We start from the raw sequence: 16,778 nt of genomic DNA on the forward strand, positions 1-16,778 counted from the left end.
GATGGTTCTTAGAAAAGTATCATTAGACCTACGCCGCACCCCTTCCCATTACCACCACAGACTTTCCAACACCTTTGTGACATCAGGCAAATCCGGTCCCTTTTTCGCACAAATCAAGTAGACTGATAGGAGGAGAAAATAGGAGGAGGGGTATCAAATCGAATGGTATAATATTCGCGCACTCATTATTTCATCCACACAGATTGCGCTGCTCATTTCATTTGCTGTTGCCTGGTTTCGTATCCGGCAATCAGACAAATTTTTAGCATCCAAGGTATCGAACCTGTTTTATACATTTGTACTCGTCTGGAAATTTTCAAGTATCCTCTTCTATTTTAATTACATTTTAAAAGCGCCCATGTCCATTCTGTATTACAATGGAGGCGATTTAGGATTATTACTTGCCGTCGCAGCGGTTTTGCTTCAGCTCATCTATTACAGCCGAAAAACGCCGGAGATCACAGTATACTGGCTGCCCGCATGGCTGATCGTATTAACCGTTACAGAAGCAGTTAAGCTGATACTAACTGCCTCTTCAATCATAGACGCACTGCTCGCAGGCGTATTCTTAGTACTGCTTGTACTCATTTGGCCAAAAACGAGCCGCCTTTTGAAAGAAGCCCCATGGCTGAGCCTGCTGATTGTGCTTGCGCTTCAGTGGCTGACGGTTTCGCTAAATGGAGATTTTATCACTGCCGGACTCATTTATAGCTGGCTGATCAGTATCACAGTCTGGTTTTTAACAATAAGGAGGATTCACCGATGATCCCACGACTATTAGCCTTCGGATTAGTAGGAGTATTAGTAGCATTATTAATTGTAAATGTCATGAACGACCAAAAAGAACGCCAGGAGCTCGATGCACTTCAGGAACAATACGCCGTCGCACCTGCTGATAACGAAAGCGCAGCGCCAGTTGAATCCAGCGGCGCTGTAAAAGAAGGTAACCCCGTACCTGATGTTCAGGCACCGACACTTGACGGTGAAATCGTTAATCTCAAAGACTACCGGGGTCAGAAAGTTATTCTGAACTTCTGGGCAACCTGGTGCCCGCCATGTATGGCAGAAATGCCTCATATGCAGGAGTACTATGAAAATGAAGCTAAGGATCAGAACGTTGAGATTCTGGCTGTTAACCTGACAAGTAAAGATAACGGCATTGATAAAATCAACTCGTTTGTAGACGACTACGGGCTAACCTTCCCTATTCTGCTTGATGAAACCGGGATTATGGGAGAAGAATTTCAGGCATTTTATATCCCAACGACTTATTTGATTGATGAAGAAGGTGTAATCCAGCGCAAGCTGATGGGCCCGATGGATCGGGAAATGATGATTGATATGATGGAGGACCTTTAAAAAACCGCCAAAGGGTGGTTTTTTGTTTTGCGGTATGGTGGTTCGCGGGTATTTAGTGGATGTTCGGAGGTAAACCTCTCATGTTCAACGGTTAACGTGCTATGTTCGAAAGAAAATCAGTGTGGTTCGCCACTCGCATGACAATCTTCGACGTTTCATGTAATTTGACCTATGTTCAATACGCAAAAAACTGCCAGCCAGGGCTGGCAGTAGAGTCTATATTAAAAAATACTAAAATCCCATTCCTCAGAAATCTGTCTCAGCAGCATTGTTCCTGCAGCACTGTTCCCATTTGCATCAATCGCCGGGCTGAATACAGCGATGCCGCAGCCTTTCCGGAATGCTTTTTCGGGTGAGTGCCATTTTGGCGGAACGGATGCCAGGATGCCTCCGGACACGCCACTTTTTGCGGGAATTCCTACGTGCGCAGCGAATTTACCTGATGAATTGTACATGCCGCATGTGACCATCAGGACTTTCGCAATTCTGGCTACGTCACTGCTGAAGATCTGCTGCTTTTCAATTGGGTCATACCCATCGTGCGCAATGACCAGCCCTATTTTAGCGAGGTCTTTAAGATCTATACTGATCGCACACAAACGGATGTAGATATCAAGCGCTTCCTCAACATCGAGGTCCAGCAAACTTGATTCTTTCAGGTAGTAAGCGAGCGCGCGATTACGGTGAGCCGTTTTCCATTCCGACTCATAGACCTCCTGATCAAGCTCAAGCTGCCGGCCGATCATGCCTTCTACAAACAACAGAAATCTTTCAAATTTCTCAGAGACATTATCGCCGGGCAGCATGGAAGCTACCGTGATAGCACCCGCGTTAATAAGCGGATTAAATGGTTTACCCGGTCTGTGGATTTCAAATGGAATAATTGAGTTAAACGATTCTCCGGTCGGCTCAACGTCCACTTTGTCCAATACAAAATCCAGTCCTTTAAAATGACACAGGGCAACAAAACTGATGATCTTGGAAATACTCTGCAGCGTAAATGTTACGTCACTTTCCCCGGCCATATAAGTGTCCCCGTCAATATCCATGATACAAATACCAAGCTGATCACGATCCTGATTCGCAAGAGCCGGTATGTATTGTGCTGGCTCACCAAGCATTGTGTGTGAGCGGTTATCTTCAACCCATTGCTTCAGCTTTTCATAAACTTCTTCACTTCTCATTTCCCCAGCCTCCTGTTATAAAGTTCATGATTGTCTTTTCCCTTTCCGATGAATATCTAACCGTTTGGAAAAATGGACGTCTTTTTTAGTATTCAAATTAAGTCAGTTCTCATACTTTACAGTCATTGAGTGATTTTTTGCACATTGCAGACAATTTTTTTAAAACATTAAGCTTTTTTTCATCTGATTTTCATTTTCGCTGACTATAATGTGAAATATAGCAGAAGCAAGCAATTGAAAGGATGATATAAATGGGTTATTACGACGATCATACAAATTCAGAACGCTCCACTAAAAAAGGTGGAAACAAAGCAGGCTATTTCTTTTCAAGTCTTGTCGGGGTGATTGTCGGTGCGCTGATGGTCGCATTGGCTTTTCCAATGATGGACAGTGGAGGAAATAATGTTTTAAACAATTCAGGCACATCTGAACAGTCGGCTGCTGAAACGCAGTCAGTATCTTACGATGTGACAACTGACGTGACAAGCGCCGTTGAAAAAGCTGGAGATGCAGTTGTTGGCGTAACAAACCTGCAGGCAGGCGGTTCAATGTTTGGTCAGCAGCAAAGCGAAGCACAGGAAGCAGGAACAGGCTCCGGTGTCATTTATAAAGAAGAAGGTGACAGCGCATTTATCGTGACAAACTACCATGTGATCCAAGGCAGTGATCAGGTAGAAGTAACGCTTGCTGATGGCACGAAAGAGGAAGCGACCGTACTCGGCGGGGATCAATGGACTGACCTAGCAGTGCTTCAAATCAGCGGTGAAAATGTAGAAACAGTCGCTGAATTTGGAGATTCACAGGCACTTAAGCCCGGAGAACCAGTTATCGCAATCGGTAATCCGCTTGGACTGCAGTTCTCAGGATCAGTGACAACCGGTGTTGTATCAGGCGTTGAACGTACGATTCCAGTAGACATTAATCAGGATGGTCAGGTTGACTGGCAGGCAGAAGTGATTCAAACGGATGCAGCGATTAACCCCGGTAACTCAGGCGGGGCGCTCGTGAATAGCCAGGGTCAGCTGATCGGGATCAACTCTATGAAAATCGCCCAGTCATCCGTTGAAGGAATCGGGCTTGCCATTCCAATCGACATGGCCCAGCCGATTATAGAAGATCTCGAAGCGAAAGGTGAAGTAGACCGTCCAACAATGGGCATCACATTATTTGACCTTGCAAACGTACCGGCTGTCTATCAGAAGCAGGAGCTTAACTTACCTGAAGAAGTGACAACAGGCGTCGTAGTTGAACGGGTAGTAGAAGGTTCAGCAGCTGATAATGCAGGACTGGAAGACATGGATGTCATCGTCGAAATGGATGGCGAAAAAATCAACAACAGCATGGAACTCCGCCAGCACCTTTACACTGAAAAAAGCGTAGGAGATGACATGCAGGTGAAAGTATACCGCAACGGTGAAATGGTAGAAGTGACACTCACACTGACTGATGATTCACAGTTATAAAGAAAAGCTTAGCAAAATCTAAATTATCTCCTCCCAAAGGAGTTCATATAGATGTCAAGTCCACACAAACTACAGAAAAACTCTATTTCTTAAGCCTATTTTCAGCAGGAGCCCTCCACGCTCCTGCTCTTTTTTTTGGAGCTCTAATGATTGTTTTTGTAAAGCTGATGATTGGAGTGTAAGGCGGTGACACCTGCGGAAAAACGGTCGTGAAAGACCCCGGAAGGCAGTGGTTTTCTGCCTGGCCTGAGCGTTCGTCCGCGGAAAGCATCCGCCTGGAATGGAAATCAGAAGTCAATTTGTTAAAAACCTATTCATGATACAATCACATCAAAAGGTGGTGACACGTTTGCGCATTTTATGTTGTAAAGAACATGTCGAATTAGCACTCGATGTGGTGGTAGATGAAACAGAAGAAGTCCCCCATTTAGAGACAGTGGATAACCATGAAGAGTTGTCCACAAAGTGTGAATACTGCGATGGCAGAGCCATATATATTGTGGAGAACAAATGATCTCATACGAAATGTGGATAGAAATTGTGGATATGTGTATAACTTTTGTGGACAACCTGTTTATAGAGGTCGAATAACCTCAATCCAATTTCTACACCATATGACAAAAATCTATCCACAGTGGACAAATAGAAAAGTGGAGACGAGCGATTAGGGGCGTACACGTTGGACTGAAGCGTCGGAGATAAAGGAAACACGGTGAACGAAGTGAGCCGATGTTGACTTATCGGACAGAGCTGAAGGAAACGTGCCAGCTCCTGCAAGTCGGAACTGGACAAATAGAAAAGTGGAAGCAGGCGCGCTGAAACATAAAACGATATAGATCTGAAGTAATGAAACTGATAAAACTCATCAGTAAGCTCACAAACTCGGTAAGTGAACTCACAAACTTCGCCGCTCAACTCACAAATCCGCTCCGCAAGCTCACAGTTCACACATTACTGACCGACTATTTCTCCAAATCAAAAAAGCCATTTCCGGGCTCAACCCGAAAATGGCTTTTAACGTGAGCTTTGTGATGTTTCCAGCTCTTCATTCCAAATAAAGTAGTCATTCTTGCCGTTCCTTTTGATCTTGTACATCGCCTGATCTGCTTTATGAATCAACGTCTCAAGCTTTGTACCGTGTTCAGGATAACAGCTCACACCCAGACTGAAACGGATAATAAGCGGGGTGTTGTCGACCCAGAACGGGCGGTCTTCAAAGCTATCCATTAAACGGGTCAGCAGCCGTTTGAATTCATCGTCTTCATTGCACTGTACAAACGCGAAAAACTCATCACCGCCGACTCTGGCGGCAAGTCCTTTTTCACCTACAGTTTCCTTCAGCACCTCACCGACATGCATTAAAAATTCATCGCCTGTCTGATGACCGAACGTATCATTGACTGATTTAAAATCATCGAGATCCAGGATCAGCATCGCGGTAGGCTGAGATCCTTTTAATACAGTGGCAGCTTCCTCGTAAAAGGCGCGGCGGTTTGGCAGCTTTGTCAGCGCATCGTGATAGGCAAGGAAACGGATCGTTTCTTCCGCCTCTTTATACATTTGAACGTCTCTTAAAATGCATAAAATATAAAGGTTATGCTCGACAAAAACAAAATCTCCGTCGATCAAAATGTATTTCTTTGCACCATCTTCTGTCGTGATCCGCGACTCATACTGGCTGATCCGCTGGCCTCTTTCAAACATATACTGAAACCGGGTTAATGCGCCTTCTTTCCGATCATCGGAAATATAATTGGTAAACTGCTTTCCTTTTAAATTTTTTACATTTAAAAAAGACAGTGCTGCAGGGTTTGCACTTTCAATAATTCCTTCATGGTCAATCAGTAAAATAGGTGAAGGATTAATTTCGTGCAAAGTAGAGAAGCGTTTATGATAGGAAGCGAGAAAATCAAATTTTTTCATTCCGTAGGCAAGTGCACCAATCCATATGATTCCGCCATAAATGTATGGATACGGCGGCATAATGCCTCTGAATTCAAAAATACCGAAAACGAAATTCCAAACCTGAACCAGAATGGCAATCACAATTAACAGACTGATAATTTTTTGCTGCTGAGGCGCAACAGCTTTTTTCCCCAGCTGATGGAGCATCCAGATAATAAAGAAAGAAAGCGTCAGCCCGCCAACCATTGTCGCGATGTATGCCGCATTGAATTGAGGGTAGATGAAGAGTCCTTCACGCTCAAAAACTGAACTGTTAGTGATATTAGTTTGGAAAACAAAAGTCAGTGGAATGGGAATGGCGGGAATATAAAGTACCCATGGATAAAGGAAAGACGGCATTTTTTCATTTACATGCGTGATTTTAATAATAAAATGCATGGATAAACACAGGATCAATAATCCCGCATTTCCAAAAACGTATGTGATTAATACGGGGCTGTAGGAGAGTTCAACCTGCTGACGCACGAATTCCGTTGTGAATAGGATACCGTAACAGGCGATATAGGCGCTTAATAATAAATGCTCAGTTCTTCTCCAGTTTCTCAACAATACGTCTGCTGCCATATAAAACATCATCAAAGCAGGAAGCAGGTAGAGAGCCATATAAATCAGCAATTCCCTCATCACATCACACCCCTTGTGTGAAATAGGGCTAAGTGCCCTTTTTATACATATAAGTATCTCATAATCATCTGCATTCAGCACGTAAATGTTGTCTAAAAGTTTTTAAAAACTTGTCTATATGTGTTGGTTCATGAGATTTTATCTGATGTTCTGGATATACCCTTTAATGTTCAGTAAATAACAGTGAAGTTTCCGGAAATGATGCTGTTGGTTCATGAGATAGGGTATAAACACCTATATCCTTATCATAAAAAAAGCTGTCCAGATCCCTATCTGAACAGCGCTCAGTTTATAAGAGTATAAAGCCAATAATCCCGGCCATTATCACATAAAACATCATCGGCACGAGCGTCATCCGGATAATGGTACCTTCTTTACCGGTCAGATTGACAACAGATGCAGCAGCGACCACATTTAACACACAGATCATATTACCGGCATTCGCACCGAGTACCTGAAGGGCAAGTACAACCTGCGGATCAGCGCCAATCTGGTCAGCCACGCTGAATTGAAACAGTGAGAACATCATGCTGCTGAACGTTGCACTGCCTGAAATGAAAGAACCAAGTGCGCCGATTACTGGAGCAACGAGCGGCCAATTTGTACCTGCAGCCGCGGAGACGAAGTCCGCAAGCTCAAGCGGCATGCTGAGCAGGTCTGCGCTGTTCACCCCTGAATTAATAAAAATACGAACCATTGGCACAGCCGTACCAAGCGCAATGGCCGTGCCAACCATCGTTTTGGCAGATTGACCAAATACGGAAGCGACTTCTTTTGCACGGATATGATGAATGATCGCAGTCAATAGGACCGCCACTAAAAAGACAGTACCCGGCAGGTAAAACGGCTCGAAATAAGTGGTGATCCCGGTATCTAAAATATTGCTCCAGCCAACCTGGACCTCACGCAGCCATCCTTTTAGCGGAAGTGCATCGATACGGGTCAGTACGAGCAGTGAAGTGACGATCAGGTAAGGCAGCCATGCTTTCCAGAGCGGCATCGTGCCAGGTGTAACAGCTTCAGTTTTCACCTGATCTGCTGCACCGAAATCCCACGCTTTTTTCGGCAAAAGGAATCCTTTTTTAGCAGCGGGCACAACGATCATCAGTCCGACGAGTCCACCAATAATAGACGGGAATTCAGGTCCGAGAAGCGTCGCGACGGTGAAAGCGGGAACTGTAAATGCGAGCCCTGCAAAAATCGCAAACGGGGAGATCTGAAAGCCTTCTTTCCATGAGCGGTTTTCACCGAAAAAGCGGGTCAGCATTATGACGAGAATGAGCGGGATAAACGTTCCGATAAACAAATCAATAAAGACGGCTGTGCTGGCTACTTCCTGCAAATAAGGTCCAATCGCCGCGCCGCCAAGCTCTTCCTGAACAACCGGCGCAAGTGAGCTTCCTTCGTTCAGTCCCTGATTCACACCGACAATAATCGGCGTACCGACTGCCCCAAATGATACCGCAGAGCTGTCAGCAATCAGTGCGAGTGCAACCGCCGCTAAAGGAGGGAAGCCAAGCGCGACCAGAAGAGGTGCCGCAATTGCTGCAGGCGTTCCAAACCCCGCTGCTCCTTCGATAAATGAGCCAAACAGCCAGGCAATAATAATCAATTGAACGCGCCGGTCAGCTGTGATCTGCGTAAAACCATTACGGATCGAATCAAGCGCACCACTTTTTTTCAGCGTATTGAGCAGAAGAATGGCTCCAAATACAATCCAAAGAATCGATACAGCAATAATCAGTCCTTCAATGATCGCAGCAGAAATCTGTACAGCAGGCACCTGCCAGATGAAAAATGCAAGCAGCGCTGTGACGCCAAGACTAATCGGCATCGCTTTTGCAGCAGGTAATTTGAGAATAACGAGAAATAAAAACACGGCTAACACTGGGGTTAGTGCAGTCAGCATTTGCAAAAACGTCATCAGAATCATCCTTATCGGGTTGTTTGATACTTAGATTATAACAGGTTTTATGGGGGATGAATGATCCGCTTGTGAATTTTTTCACAAATGTTTTTGGAGGTTTGGCGGTGTGTGGTTCGGAGAATAAACGTGCATGTTCAGAGAATAACAGGGCATGTTCGGAGAATAACACGTATGGTTCATAGAAAAACGAGGCACGTTCAGAGAAAAAACACCAAGGTTCGTGGAATAGTGTAAAAAGACCTACACCCAAAACCACACTGCACACCAAAAAATCCGGAGGCATCACCCCCGGATTTCACTTCATCACATACAAAAACCGCTCCTTATTCCGCTCCACTGACTCAAACAAATCAACAACCGGCGCCGGATAATGCCGCCCGATCACAGCGCCAGCAGCCTGCTGTCCTTCATAGTTCATTTCATAAGGTGCAAATATTCTTGCCCCCGGCACCCTGCGTAGCTCCGGCAGCCACGTCCGCAAATACGCGCCATCCGGATCATAATCCCGCGCCTGCTTCACCACGTTGAACGCCCTGAACTGTACCGCATCATTTCCGACACCTGCCAGATACAGCCAATTCCCGTAATTACTGGACACGTCATAATCAATGAGCAGTGACTCAAACCAGGCAGCGCCAATCCGCCAGTCGAGCCCAAGGTTTTTTGTTAAAAAGCTCGCCACATTCTGCCGCGCGCGGTTCGACATAAACCCTGTCGCAGAAAGCTCCCGCATCGCAGCATCCACCAGCGGATATCCAGTCTTACCGTTCATCCAGGCTGACTCAAGCTGCTCGTCACGATCCCACGGCGGCGTCCGGTCACGCAAGCCGGATGCCGCAAACAAATCATCCCCGTAACGCCTGTGCACCAGGTGAAAATAATCACGCCACAGTAATTCAAAATACAGCCAGTACGTCGAACTGTTTTTCACCCGCTCATCCTCATAGCGCCGCACTTCATCCATCACCATTCGCGGCGACAAACACCCATGCGCGAGCCACGGGGAAAGCTTTGAAGAATCATTCTCTTCTAGCATACCGTTACGCGTTTCTTTATAAATGCGGAGCTGATCCGTGTCAAAAAAGTAGTGAGCCATGCGTTTCAGTCCTTCAGTCATCCCACCGCAGAAACGAAGTGGCTCGTCCAGCTCATCAAATCCGAGCGCTGATAAAGACGGAATTTCTCCTTCATCCACCTCCACACTTTTCGCGGCGGCTGAAGGCTTTGAAAGTGAAGGTCGCATCAGCAGCACATCATTCTTTTCAATACGCTTTCTGAACTGAGAAAAGGTATCCGGCACGCTGTAAGAGTCAAACGGTAAATCCACCGGGTCATACAGGTTGTGTCCGTGATCAATCGACACTTTTGCCTGAAGCGCCTGCCGTACCCGCTGCTCAACTGCTTTCTCCTCGCTCCCGATTTCCTCATGCAGATACAGACACTTCACGAAATACTGCTCGTTCAGCTCCGTAAAAACCTCCGCTGGATCCCCGGTGCGCACGAAAAGTGGGATGCTAAGCTCTTTCAATTCACTACGCAGATCCTCAACACTCTGCTTAATAAATGCAGCGCGGAACTTCTCCATTTTCTTAAATCCATAGTCAGTCTCCCGCATCATCTCCGGGTCAAACACATACACACCAACTACCGGTAGTCCGCTTGCCACTGCACGCCGGAGCGGCTGATGGTCAATCGTCCGCAGATCATTTCTGAACCAGACAGCTGCAATCTCCATTGGGTTCGCTCCTTTTGTAAATGTGTTAGGGATATTGTAAAAGAATAGGGGGGGTGGAAGAAAGTTTTGGTCGGCTTGGCGGAGGTGTTCGTAGAAAAAAGGTGAATGTTCAAAGAACTGACTGGGATGTTCAAAGAAAATAATGCTCTGTTCTTAGAATAAACATGGAGGTTCTTAGAAAAACAAACGTGGTTCGTAGAAAAGTGTAATTGGGCCTATGTATTTCAACTGAAATCTCCCATGCAAGTACACAAACAATCCTAGAAATCGCTATCCACCCCTCAAATCCACACAAAAAAGCCCGGGATCCCAAATCCCGGACTCATTGTCTATTCCACAATCTCAAACGTTCCTGACCCTTCCAGCGACTCCACCAGCCCCGAGCCAAACAGTCCGGCCGGCGTAAAGCTTCCTGATGGGAGATCGCGTCCGAGCATCCGTCGTACGACTTCGAGTGACCCAAGTGCAGTCAGCGTATAGGCATTCGTTGTTTTCAGCCGCACTGTGATTGTCCGGCCGTCAGCTGCTTTTGCTTCACCGGTAATGTAAGAAGGTGCGTTTTCGCGTGCACGTTCATCCGGTCCTTTGACGGAGCGGTCGACCCATTTCAACAGCTGCTTCTGGACAGGCTTTGTGCCGAGCACGGGTGCGAAAAGTGACATTACACGTGCGCCGCGGATCTGACGCTCAGGCAGCGGGATCCATGTTGTGATATTTGGAATCTTCGTCGTATAGTACGCCGTTGACACGTCGCCCCAGGGAATCGCGGTGACTGTCTGCTGACCTTTGCCAAAATCCATTGTCCGTTTTTTAGAACCCATTGGAAATGAAATAATCTTACCGTCTTTCCGCTCAGCGCTTCCCCCGGAAAGTCCTTCAATCATCGTTTTCGTTGTGCCTGGCGACATGCCTGCGAGGAAGGAAAATGCGAGTGACAGCTCAACAGCATTTGGCATCAGTTCCTTTAATTTGTGCGCCGTGCAGTCTGTCGGAATCACATCAAAACCAACGCCTGGACAGAGCACAATTCCTTTATCAGCAGCGCGCTTTGACATGTCAGGGTTATGAATTATTTCAAACACACCGATCTCACCGGTAATGTCGAGGTAGTGTGCACCTGCAGCAAGGCAGCCTTCAACCATTTGACGGCTTGTCTTTGAAAAAGGTCCGGCACAGTGGAGGACAAGTTCCATTCCTTCGAGTTTTTCAGCAACCGTTCCCGGATCATCAAGTGAGAATACGCTCAACTCCAGTCCAAGCTCACCCGCAAGCTTCCTGATCGCTTCTTCATTTCGTCCGGCAAGTACCGGAGTCATGCCGTCTTTTACTGCCTGGCGCGCAATGAGCTCGCCTGTATAACCGTTTGCTCCATAGATCATCCATTTTGACATCGTGGTCATCCTCTCAGCATCGTAATTGTTCATCAGTATAACAGTGTGAAGAAAAAATTTCCTTTTAAAAGAAGTCACAAAACTAGTTGAAATATGCAACTAAATCGCTTTTTACCATTGAAATGGCTTACAATAGAGGCACAACAAGTATTACTGGAGGTTCATATGATCAAAATAATGGCTGATTCGACATGCGATCTATCGAATGAAGTGCTTGAGAAATACGATATCAGTACGGCCCCACTGAAGATTAATATTGACGGCAAATCCTATAAAGATAAAGTTGAAATCAATCCGGAAACATTTTTTAACATGCTTGAGAATCTCTCAGATTTCCCTACCACCGGTGCGCCGAGTCCTGCTGAGTACCTGGCGATTATGGATGAAGCGGTTGAATCGGGCCACACACATATTCTGTGTATCTGTATGTCTAGCGGGACGAGCGGCTCGTATCAGTCTGCTGAAATTGCCAGAGATTACTTTTACGAGGAGCATCCGACTTCACCTGTGCATATTCAGATCATCGATTCTAAATGTATGAGTCACGGGAGCGGCTGGCTTCTAATTAAAAGTGCGCTGCTTCGTGAAAGAGGCGCCTCTTTTGAAGAAATCGTTGGCTTCAATGAACAATATAAAACAAATGTGAAGCACTTTTTGTCAGTTGATGACCTGAACCACCTGATTAAAAGCGGGCGGATCTCAAATGCGAGCGCAATGATCGGTAAACTGCTGATGCTGAAGCCTGTTATGACGATGAAGGACGGTAAAGGGTCTGTTGTCGCAAAAGAACGCGGTCGTAAAAAAGTGCTGAAGCATTACGTCGAGGAATTTAAAAAGCGTAACGACCCTGAGCAGACCGAATTTGTCATCATCGGCTACACAACAGATGCTTCCGTTGCAGAAAGCCTGAAGGTGAAAATGCAGGAAGAAACTGATTTTGCAGGAGACATCTACGTCATGCAAATGGGTGTCTCGGTTGGGACTCACGTTGGACCGGGCGGCATCTCCATGTTCTTTATGGAAAAGTAACAGTCAGAATGTTGGAAAAATATGAAACCTCCGGGCGTCTTTATTCGTAAAACGAAGTAGACGAACCCCCGGAGGTTATTTTTATGCTGAGTAAAATACGCAACTTAGATGCAGATACGGTTATGCCATATATCTCAACCACAGCCATTTTATTAATCTTAACCGCATTTTTCTTACCTGGCATCTTCGTCATGTTCATTCAGGATATGCTCTTCTACTCCCGCGACCACTGGTCATTCCTGCGCCCGTCAGAAGCGTATATGGGCTTTGGCGCAGCGATGATCTGGGTGGCAGTTGTGCTGCTGTCATTCCTGTTTACAAAAAGCTTTTCAGAGCGAAAGAATACGCCTTATAAACTCGCAGGCCTTCACGTTTTACTGATGGCGTTCGCACCTCTTTTGTTTGCATTATCCATTTACCACTACGCTTATTTAGACGAAAACGGTGTAACCGGTAATTCATTCTGGACATTTTCAGAAGAATATATCGCCTGGGATGAGGTGGAGGAAGTGACACGGCTTGTAGATGAAAGTAATTCAGCTGTTCTCTCCTATACATTTTCAGATGGCGAGAAGTCGATTACCGTTCCTTACAATTCACGCGAGTATGAAACAAGACGTGCGCTGCTGAGCGTGGTCCAGATGTATGAGTGGGAAGTGACGGATGTATTTGAGGATGCCGGGTCAGTGCCGATTACGTTTTGATGGTTGGTGGCGGGAGGGGGGTTCGACGTATGTCCCGGGTGTTTCGCGTTTTGTGAGTTAGGGTTCAGCGTTCAACCAGTGGTGTTCGCGCTTCAAACGCGCTGGTTCGACGTTCAACACGCCACGTTCGCCACTTTGGGTACAAATACCCATGGGGCCGAGCCCATCAAAAAAACGCCCGGGAACCACTCCCGGGGCGTCATCTATCTCAAATCTTATCCTTAAACAACTTCTTCACAGCCCGCACCACATACTTCTCCGGCCATTCCCCAAGCATGCCAAAAACCGCCGTTTCATGAAGTCCGAGCGTCCGTACCTTATTCGTCGGCTCCCCCATCAAGGTTTGCGCGAGTAAATGCAGCGTCAGCGTAAGCTCGGTTTCATCTAAAAAAGCCTCAACACGCTCAACCTCAGCACGCGTCATCTGATAGCCTTCCACCTCAACCATCACATCATCCGGCTTCGGCTGGTTCGCCTCAAGCAGTACTGTCCATTCAGCAATCAGCTCATCAAGCGCCGCCTCATACACCTCAAGCGTCTTCCATTGCTGCACCGCCTTCAGCACCTTCGTATCAGGCAGCATAACCTCAGACAAACTCATCAGCGTCGGCTCCACACGCTCCTCAGGTAGCCGGACCGCCTTCAGCTGCTCGTAGCACCCAACCACTTCAGGTGCCTCCAAACCGAGCTCATCTTTCAGTTCAATCAGCTGTTCAAGCTTCCCGCTAAAAGTCTCCAGCCGAAGCTTCACATCCTGCACATCACGCAGCGCCCCCACGACATTCATACTCTGCGCCGCAATCTCATTCAGTTGGCGTTCAATCGTTGCGATCCGCTTCACTGTGCGCTCCATAATCGGCTCTTCACGCAGCTCAATGCGTTCCTCGTTCACGTGATACTTCACGGCATACTCACACACCGGACACGTGCACACAAGCGCCTCGCCATCTACGGCAAGCTCTTTTTCATGCGTACACATCTCCCAGCGCCACTCAGCCGGAATATCACGGTAAGGACGCATCACAATCTCCACGCGGTGCCGCCAGTATGCGATGTCCTCAGGATATTTCAACACAGCTAAAAGAGAAGATCTGTTCATCTTCTCAACAGCTTCCACCACATGATTCTTTTCTTTTGCAAGCTTTATAAAAGGATGGCGGCTGTACGCATCATAGATCTGATCCAGCCAGTACTCACGCTTCATCCGGTGCAGCTTCGCACAGAACGCATAATCCTTCAGCACATACGACACATGATGGTGCAGTCCCTCAGCTGACAGCCGGCTATAGATCTTCCCGTAAAAATAACTCTCATCAATCGGCAAGCCTCTTTGCGCCGAATGCTCCTGCCATAAAAACATCTCAGGCCGCATCAGCTGCGGATACAGCTCCTCCTCACGCGTCACCGGAACCGGCATCCGCCAGCAGTCCGCATGCAAAAATTCCTTTATATCCTTAAGCTCTCTATAGGAAAACTGAGGCAGCGCACGATGAACCGCCTGCTGAAGACGGGACAGCACGGCACGCTCCTCCTTATGCCCAATCGAGCGGATATTCGCATACCTGCGCCCAACCGGCATAAACAATAATTTATCATAAGGTTCAATCTTAACCCCTGGCATCATAATAAAACACTCCTTACTTCTAACCCCTCAATTCATTATAAAGCCCATCAGGCCCTTACTCTAATTTGGATAGTCTCGGAAGTTCCAGCGCAGCCCATTCATGTTAAACTAATACCATCACAACACCCGGAGGACCATTATGAAAATACAAATCATCACAGTCGGCAAACTCAAAGAAAAATACCTCAAACAGGGTATCGCCGAATACACCAAACGCCTCGGCGCCTACTGTAACATCGAAGAAATCGAAGTCCCTGACGAAAAAGCACCAGAGAACCTGAGCGAAGCCGACATGCAAATCGTCAAGCAGAAAGAAGGCGAGCGCATTCTATCTAAAATTGCAGCCGACACTCACGTCATCACACTCGAAATCAACGGCAAACAGCTCACATCAGAGCAGCTGGCAAAAGAAATAGATAAGCTTGCGACCTATGGGAAAAGTAAAATTGCTTTTGTCATTGGGGGATCACTTGGATTAAGTGATGAAGTGTTGAAGAGAAGTGATTTTGGGCTGTCATTTTCGAAAATGACGTTTCCTCATCAGTTGATGAAGCTGGTTTTGGTGGAGCAGGTTTATCGGAGTTTCAGAATAAACAGGAATGAGCCTTATCATAAATAACAAGTTTAAATTTTAACAAAGTAACTTAGAAATGTATTGGAGGGATAAAATGAATGTTTATTTCAGTAATGTGTATGATCATTCTTCTATAAATAGCTTCAATGATTTGAAGAAAAAAGATTACTTCGATAACACTGTATTGTACCTAGATACAAATCTTTGTGTATACCTTCGAGATTTTTATGATACTCCATCTTTATTCCAAAGGTCTCACAATGAAAGGGTAGTTACAGAAGTGAAATCTTTTCTGAGAAATGTTATTGAAAATAATGTGAGAATAAATTATGAATTTGGAGTAGAAGAATCTTGTAGAAACAAACAAACTTTTCAGGTTAATTATGATAAAGCATTTCAAATGATTGATAGTCTTAAAAATGTCTTATCGATGAATTATTACCAGATTGTAGAACATAGTAAGCTAATAAAACCCAATAATCAAATAAAGGATATAAGTGAGTTGCAAACCTCTAAAATAGATAACCTTGAGGTCGATAGTTCTTTTAAGGATTTAGTAACGATTATGTATGCTTCACTATTAAAATTATATTTGATAGAAAAAAATTCGGTAAATCGTAAAAGGCACGAATTATTGATGCAGTATTTAAACTTTTTAGATAAAGAACTTGATATGTATAGTGCTTCATATATTTTATTAGGTCATTATTTTTTTAGTGAGACACCAAAAATGAAAAAAATGATACACCCAAAGAAAAAAGACATCTCCCACACTTTTCAAGCAATTTGGAATGCTTCCATCGATTTATGTTTAACAGTGTTAGTTCCAAGCAAAATAAATAATAGTAATGGTGTTCCGATATTTGTTACCGCAGATGAAAAATTACATAAAATTATTGATAGTTTAAAAATCAAAGCTATGTTTGATAATGGCAGTAATTATATGTACCCACCTGTGGTTGAGATTAACTTAGAAAAAGTAAAATGGAATGATCAAGAGTTGCAGATATTAAATGATTTTGAAAATGGAATTGCTAAAAGAAGGCAACAAGATATTATACTTATGGCTAAATATGAAAAATCATATAAAAGCAAGCTAATAGAAAATGCTAGAGTATTAATAATGGAGCTAGAGAAAGAGATTATTGAATTGTTATCAGGAAAATGATTTGATTCATCGTTCACATGATTTTTCGACT

At 45.2% G+C, this 16,778-nt stretch carries 14 protein-coding genes; 8 read left to right on the forward strand and 6 right to left on the reverse strand.

Features of this window, described 5'->3' with window-relative positions; all coding sequences use genetic code 11:
* Positions 1–358 precede the first annotated feature (358 nt).
* Together E2626_RS07775 and E2626_RS07780 are read left to right on the forward strand one after the other, a co-directional pair.
* Entirely contained in the window at positions 359–766 is a 408-nt protein-coding gene (locus E2626_RS07775) for a hypothetical protein (protein WP_134381184.1), read from the forward strand.
* On the forward strand, positions 763–1,359 hold the full coding sequence (locus tag E2626_RS07780; RefSeq protein ID WP_134381185.1) for a peroxiredoxin family protein: 597 nt from the start codon (positions 763–765) through the stop codon (positions 1,357–1,359). The genes E2626_RS07775 and E2626_RS07780 overlap by 4 nt, the downstream gene beginning before the upstream one ends.
* Positions 1,360–1,580: 221 nt before the next feature.
* Here the strand turns inward: E2626_RS07780 and E2626_RS07785 are convergent, their stop codons facing one another.
* Positions 1,581–2,543: a glutaminase gene (locus E2626_RS07785; RefSeq protein WP_134381186.1), complete on the reverse strand. Its 963-nt coding sequence runs from the start codon at positions 2,541–2,543 to the stop codon at positions 1,581–1,583.
* Positions 2,544–2,794: 251 nt separating this feature from the next.
* On the opposite strand from E2626_RS07785, the gene E2626_RS07790 reads away from it, so the two are divergent.
* Positions 2,795–4,006 (forward strand): S1C family serine protease, encoded by a 1,212-nt coding sequence (locus E2626_RS07790; RefSeq protein WP_134381187.1) that lies wholly within the window; start codon positions 2,795–2,797, stop codon positions 4,004–4,006.
* Between the two features lie 340 nt (positions 4,007–4,346).
* Positions 4,347–4,520: a CxxH/CxxC protein gene (locus E2626_RS07795; protein ID WP_424955127.1), complete on the forward strand. Its 174-nt coding sequence runs from the start codon at positions 4,347–4,349 to the stop codon at positions 4,518–4,520.
* 500 nt (positions 4,521–5,020) lie between these two features.
* Here E2626_RS07795 and E2626_RS07800 read toward each other — a convergent pair whose 3' ends face one another.
* From E2626_RS07800 to E2626_RS07815, 4 genes are all read right to left on the reverse strand, one after another.
* A complete protein-coding gene (locus E2626_RS07800; RefSeq protein WP_134381188.1) occupies positions 5,021–6,595 on the reverse strand; it encodes a sensor domain-containing diguanylate cyclase in 1,575 nt (524 codons plus the stop codon).
* Between the two features lie 289 nt (positions 6,596–6,884).
* Positions 6,885–8,519: an L-lactate permease gene (locus tag E2626_RS07805; protein ID WP_134381189.1), complete on the reverse strand. Its 1,635-nt coding sequence runs from the start codon at positions 8,517–8,519 to the stop codon at positions 6,885–6,887.
* Positions 8,520–8,817: 298 nt separating this feature from the next.
* The gene (locus tag E2626_RS07810) at positions 8,818–10,257 is read right to left on the reverse strand and encodes a DASH family cryptochrome (protein WP_134381190.1); all 1,440 of its coding nucleotides are present in this window, start codon (positions 10,255–10,257) and stop codon (positions 8,818–8,820) included.
* Positions 10,258–10,586: 329 nt separating this feature from the next.
* Positions 10,587–11,648, reverse strand: coding sequence for a saccharopine dehydrogenase family protein (locus E2626_RS07815; protein WP_134381492.1), 1,062 nt, complete (start codon positions 11,646–11,648; stop codon positions 10,587–10,589).
* A 165-nt stretch (positions 11,649–11,813) separates the two neighbouring features.
* On the opposite strand from E2626_RS07815, the gene E2626_RS07820 reads away from it, so the two are divergent.
* Together E2626_RS07820 and E2626_RS07825 are read left to right on the forward strand one after the other, a co-directional pair.
* Positions 11,814–12,677, forward strand: coding sequence for a DegV family protein (locus E2626_RS07820; protein WP_134381191.1), 864 nt, complete (start codon positions 11,814–11,816; stop codon positions 12,675–12,677).
* 83 nt (positions 12,678–12,760) lie between these two features.
* Positions 12,761–13,381, forward strand: coding sequence for a hypothetical protein (locus E2626_RS07825; RefSeq protein ID WP_134381192.1), 621 nt, complete (start codon positions 12,761–12,763; stop codon positions 13,379–13,381).
* A 208-nt stretch (positions 13,382–13,589) separates the two neighbouring features.
* Here the strand turns inward: E2626_RS07825 and E2626_RS07830 are convergent, their stop codons facing one another.
* A complete protein-coding gene (locus E2626_RS07830) occupies positions 13,590–15,005 on the reverse strand; it encodes an RQC-minor-2 family DNA-binding protein (RefSeq protein WP_134381193.1) in 1,416 nt (471 codons plus the stop codon).
* Between the two features lie 139 nt (positions 15,006–15,144).
* On the opposite strand from E2626_RS07830, the gene rlmH reads away from it, so the two are divergent.
* Together rlmH and E2626_RS07840 are read left to right on the forward strand one after the other, a co-directional pair.
* A complete protein-coding gene (rlmH, locus tag E2626_RS07835) occupies positions 15,145–15,624 on the forward strand; it encodes a 23S rRNA (pseudouridine(1915)-N(3))-methyltransferase RlmH (protein WP_134381194.1) in 480 nt (159 codons plus the stop codon).
* 49 nt (positions 15,625–15,673) lie between these two features.
* Positions 15,674–16,747, forward strand: a complete 1,074-nt coding sequence (locus E2626_RS07840; protein ID WP_134381195.1) for a hypothetical protein — start codon at positions 15,674–15,676, stop codon at positions 16,745–16,747.
* Positions 16,748–16,778: the final 31 nt, after the last annotated feature.

Origin of the sequence: Jeotgalibacillus salarius, assembly GCF_004405125.1 — a bacterium.
GTDB classification, from domain to species: domain Bacteria; phylum Bacillota; class Bacilli; order Bacillales; family Jeotgalibacillaceae; genus Jeotgalibacillus; species Jeotgalibacillus salarius.

What these genes read in the sequence shown, in the direction of transcription:
- E2626_RS07780 (WP_134381185.1), top strand. Translation starts at nt 763, where the DNA reads ATGATCCCACGACTATTAGCCTTCGGATTAGTAGGAGTATTAGTAGCA.
- E2626_RS07815 (WP_134381492.1), bottom strand. Translation starts at nt 11,648, where the DNA reads ATGTCAAAATGGATGATCTATGGAGCAAACGGTTATACAGGCGAGCTC.
- E2626_RS07785 (WP_134381186.1), bottom strand. Translation starts at nt 2,543, where the DNA reads ATGAGAAGTGAAGAAGTTTATGAAAAGCTGAAGCAATGGGTTGAAGAT.
- E2626_RS07820 (WP_134381191.1), top strand. Translation starts at nt 11,814, where the DNA reads ATGATCAAAATAATGGCTGATTCGACATGCGATCTATCGAATGAAGTG.
- E2626_RS07810 (WP_134381190.1), bottom strand. Translation starts at nt 10,257, where the DNA reads ATGGAGATTGCAGCTGTCTGGTTCAGAAATGATCTGCGGACGATTGAC.
- rlmH (WP_134381194.1), top strand. Translation starts at nt 15,145, where the DNA reads ATGAAAATACAAATCATCACAGTCGGCAAACTCAAAGAAAAATACCTC.
- E2626_RS07805 (WP_134381189.1), bottom strand. Translation starts at nt 8,519, where the DNA reads ATGACGTTTTTGCAAATGCTGACTGCACTAACCCCAGTGTTAGCCGTG.
- E2626_RS07775 (WP_134381184.1), top strand. Translation starts at nt 359, where the DNA reads ATGTCCATTCTGTATTACAATGGAGGCGATTTAGGATTATTACTTGCC.
- E2626_RS07800 (WP_134381188.1), bottom strand. Translation starts at nt 6,595, where the DNA reads ATGAGGGAATTGCTGATTTATATGGCTCTCTACCTGCTTCCTGCTTTG.
- E2626_RS07830 (WP_134381193.1), bottom strand. Translation starts at nt 15,005, where the DNA reads ATGATGCCAGGGGTTAAGATTGAACCTTATGATAAATTATTGTTTATG.
- E2626_RS07840 (WP_134381195.1), top strand. Translation starts at nt 15,674, where the DNA reads ATGAATGTTTATTTCAGTAATGTGTATGATCATTCTTCTATAAATAGC.
- E2626_RS07825 (WP_134381192.1), top strand. Translation starts at nt 12,761, where the DNA reads ATGCTGAGTAAAATACGCAACTTAGATGCAGATACGGTTATGCCATAT.
- E2626_RS07790 (WP_134381187.1), top strand. Translation starts at nt 2,795, where the DNA reads ATGGGTTATTACGACGATCATACAAATTCAGAACGCTCCACTAAAAAA.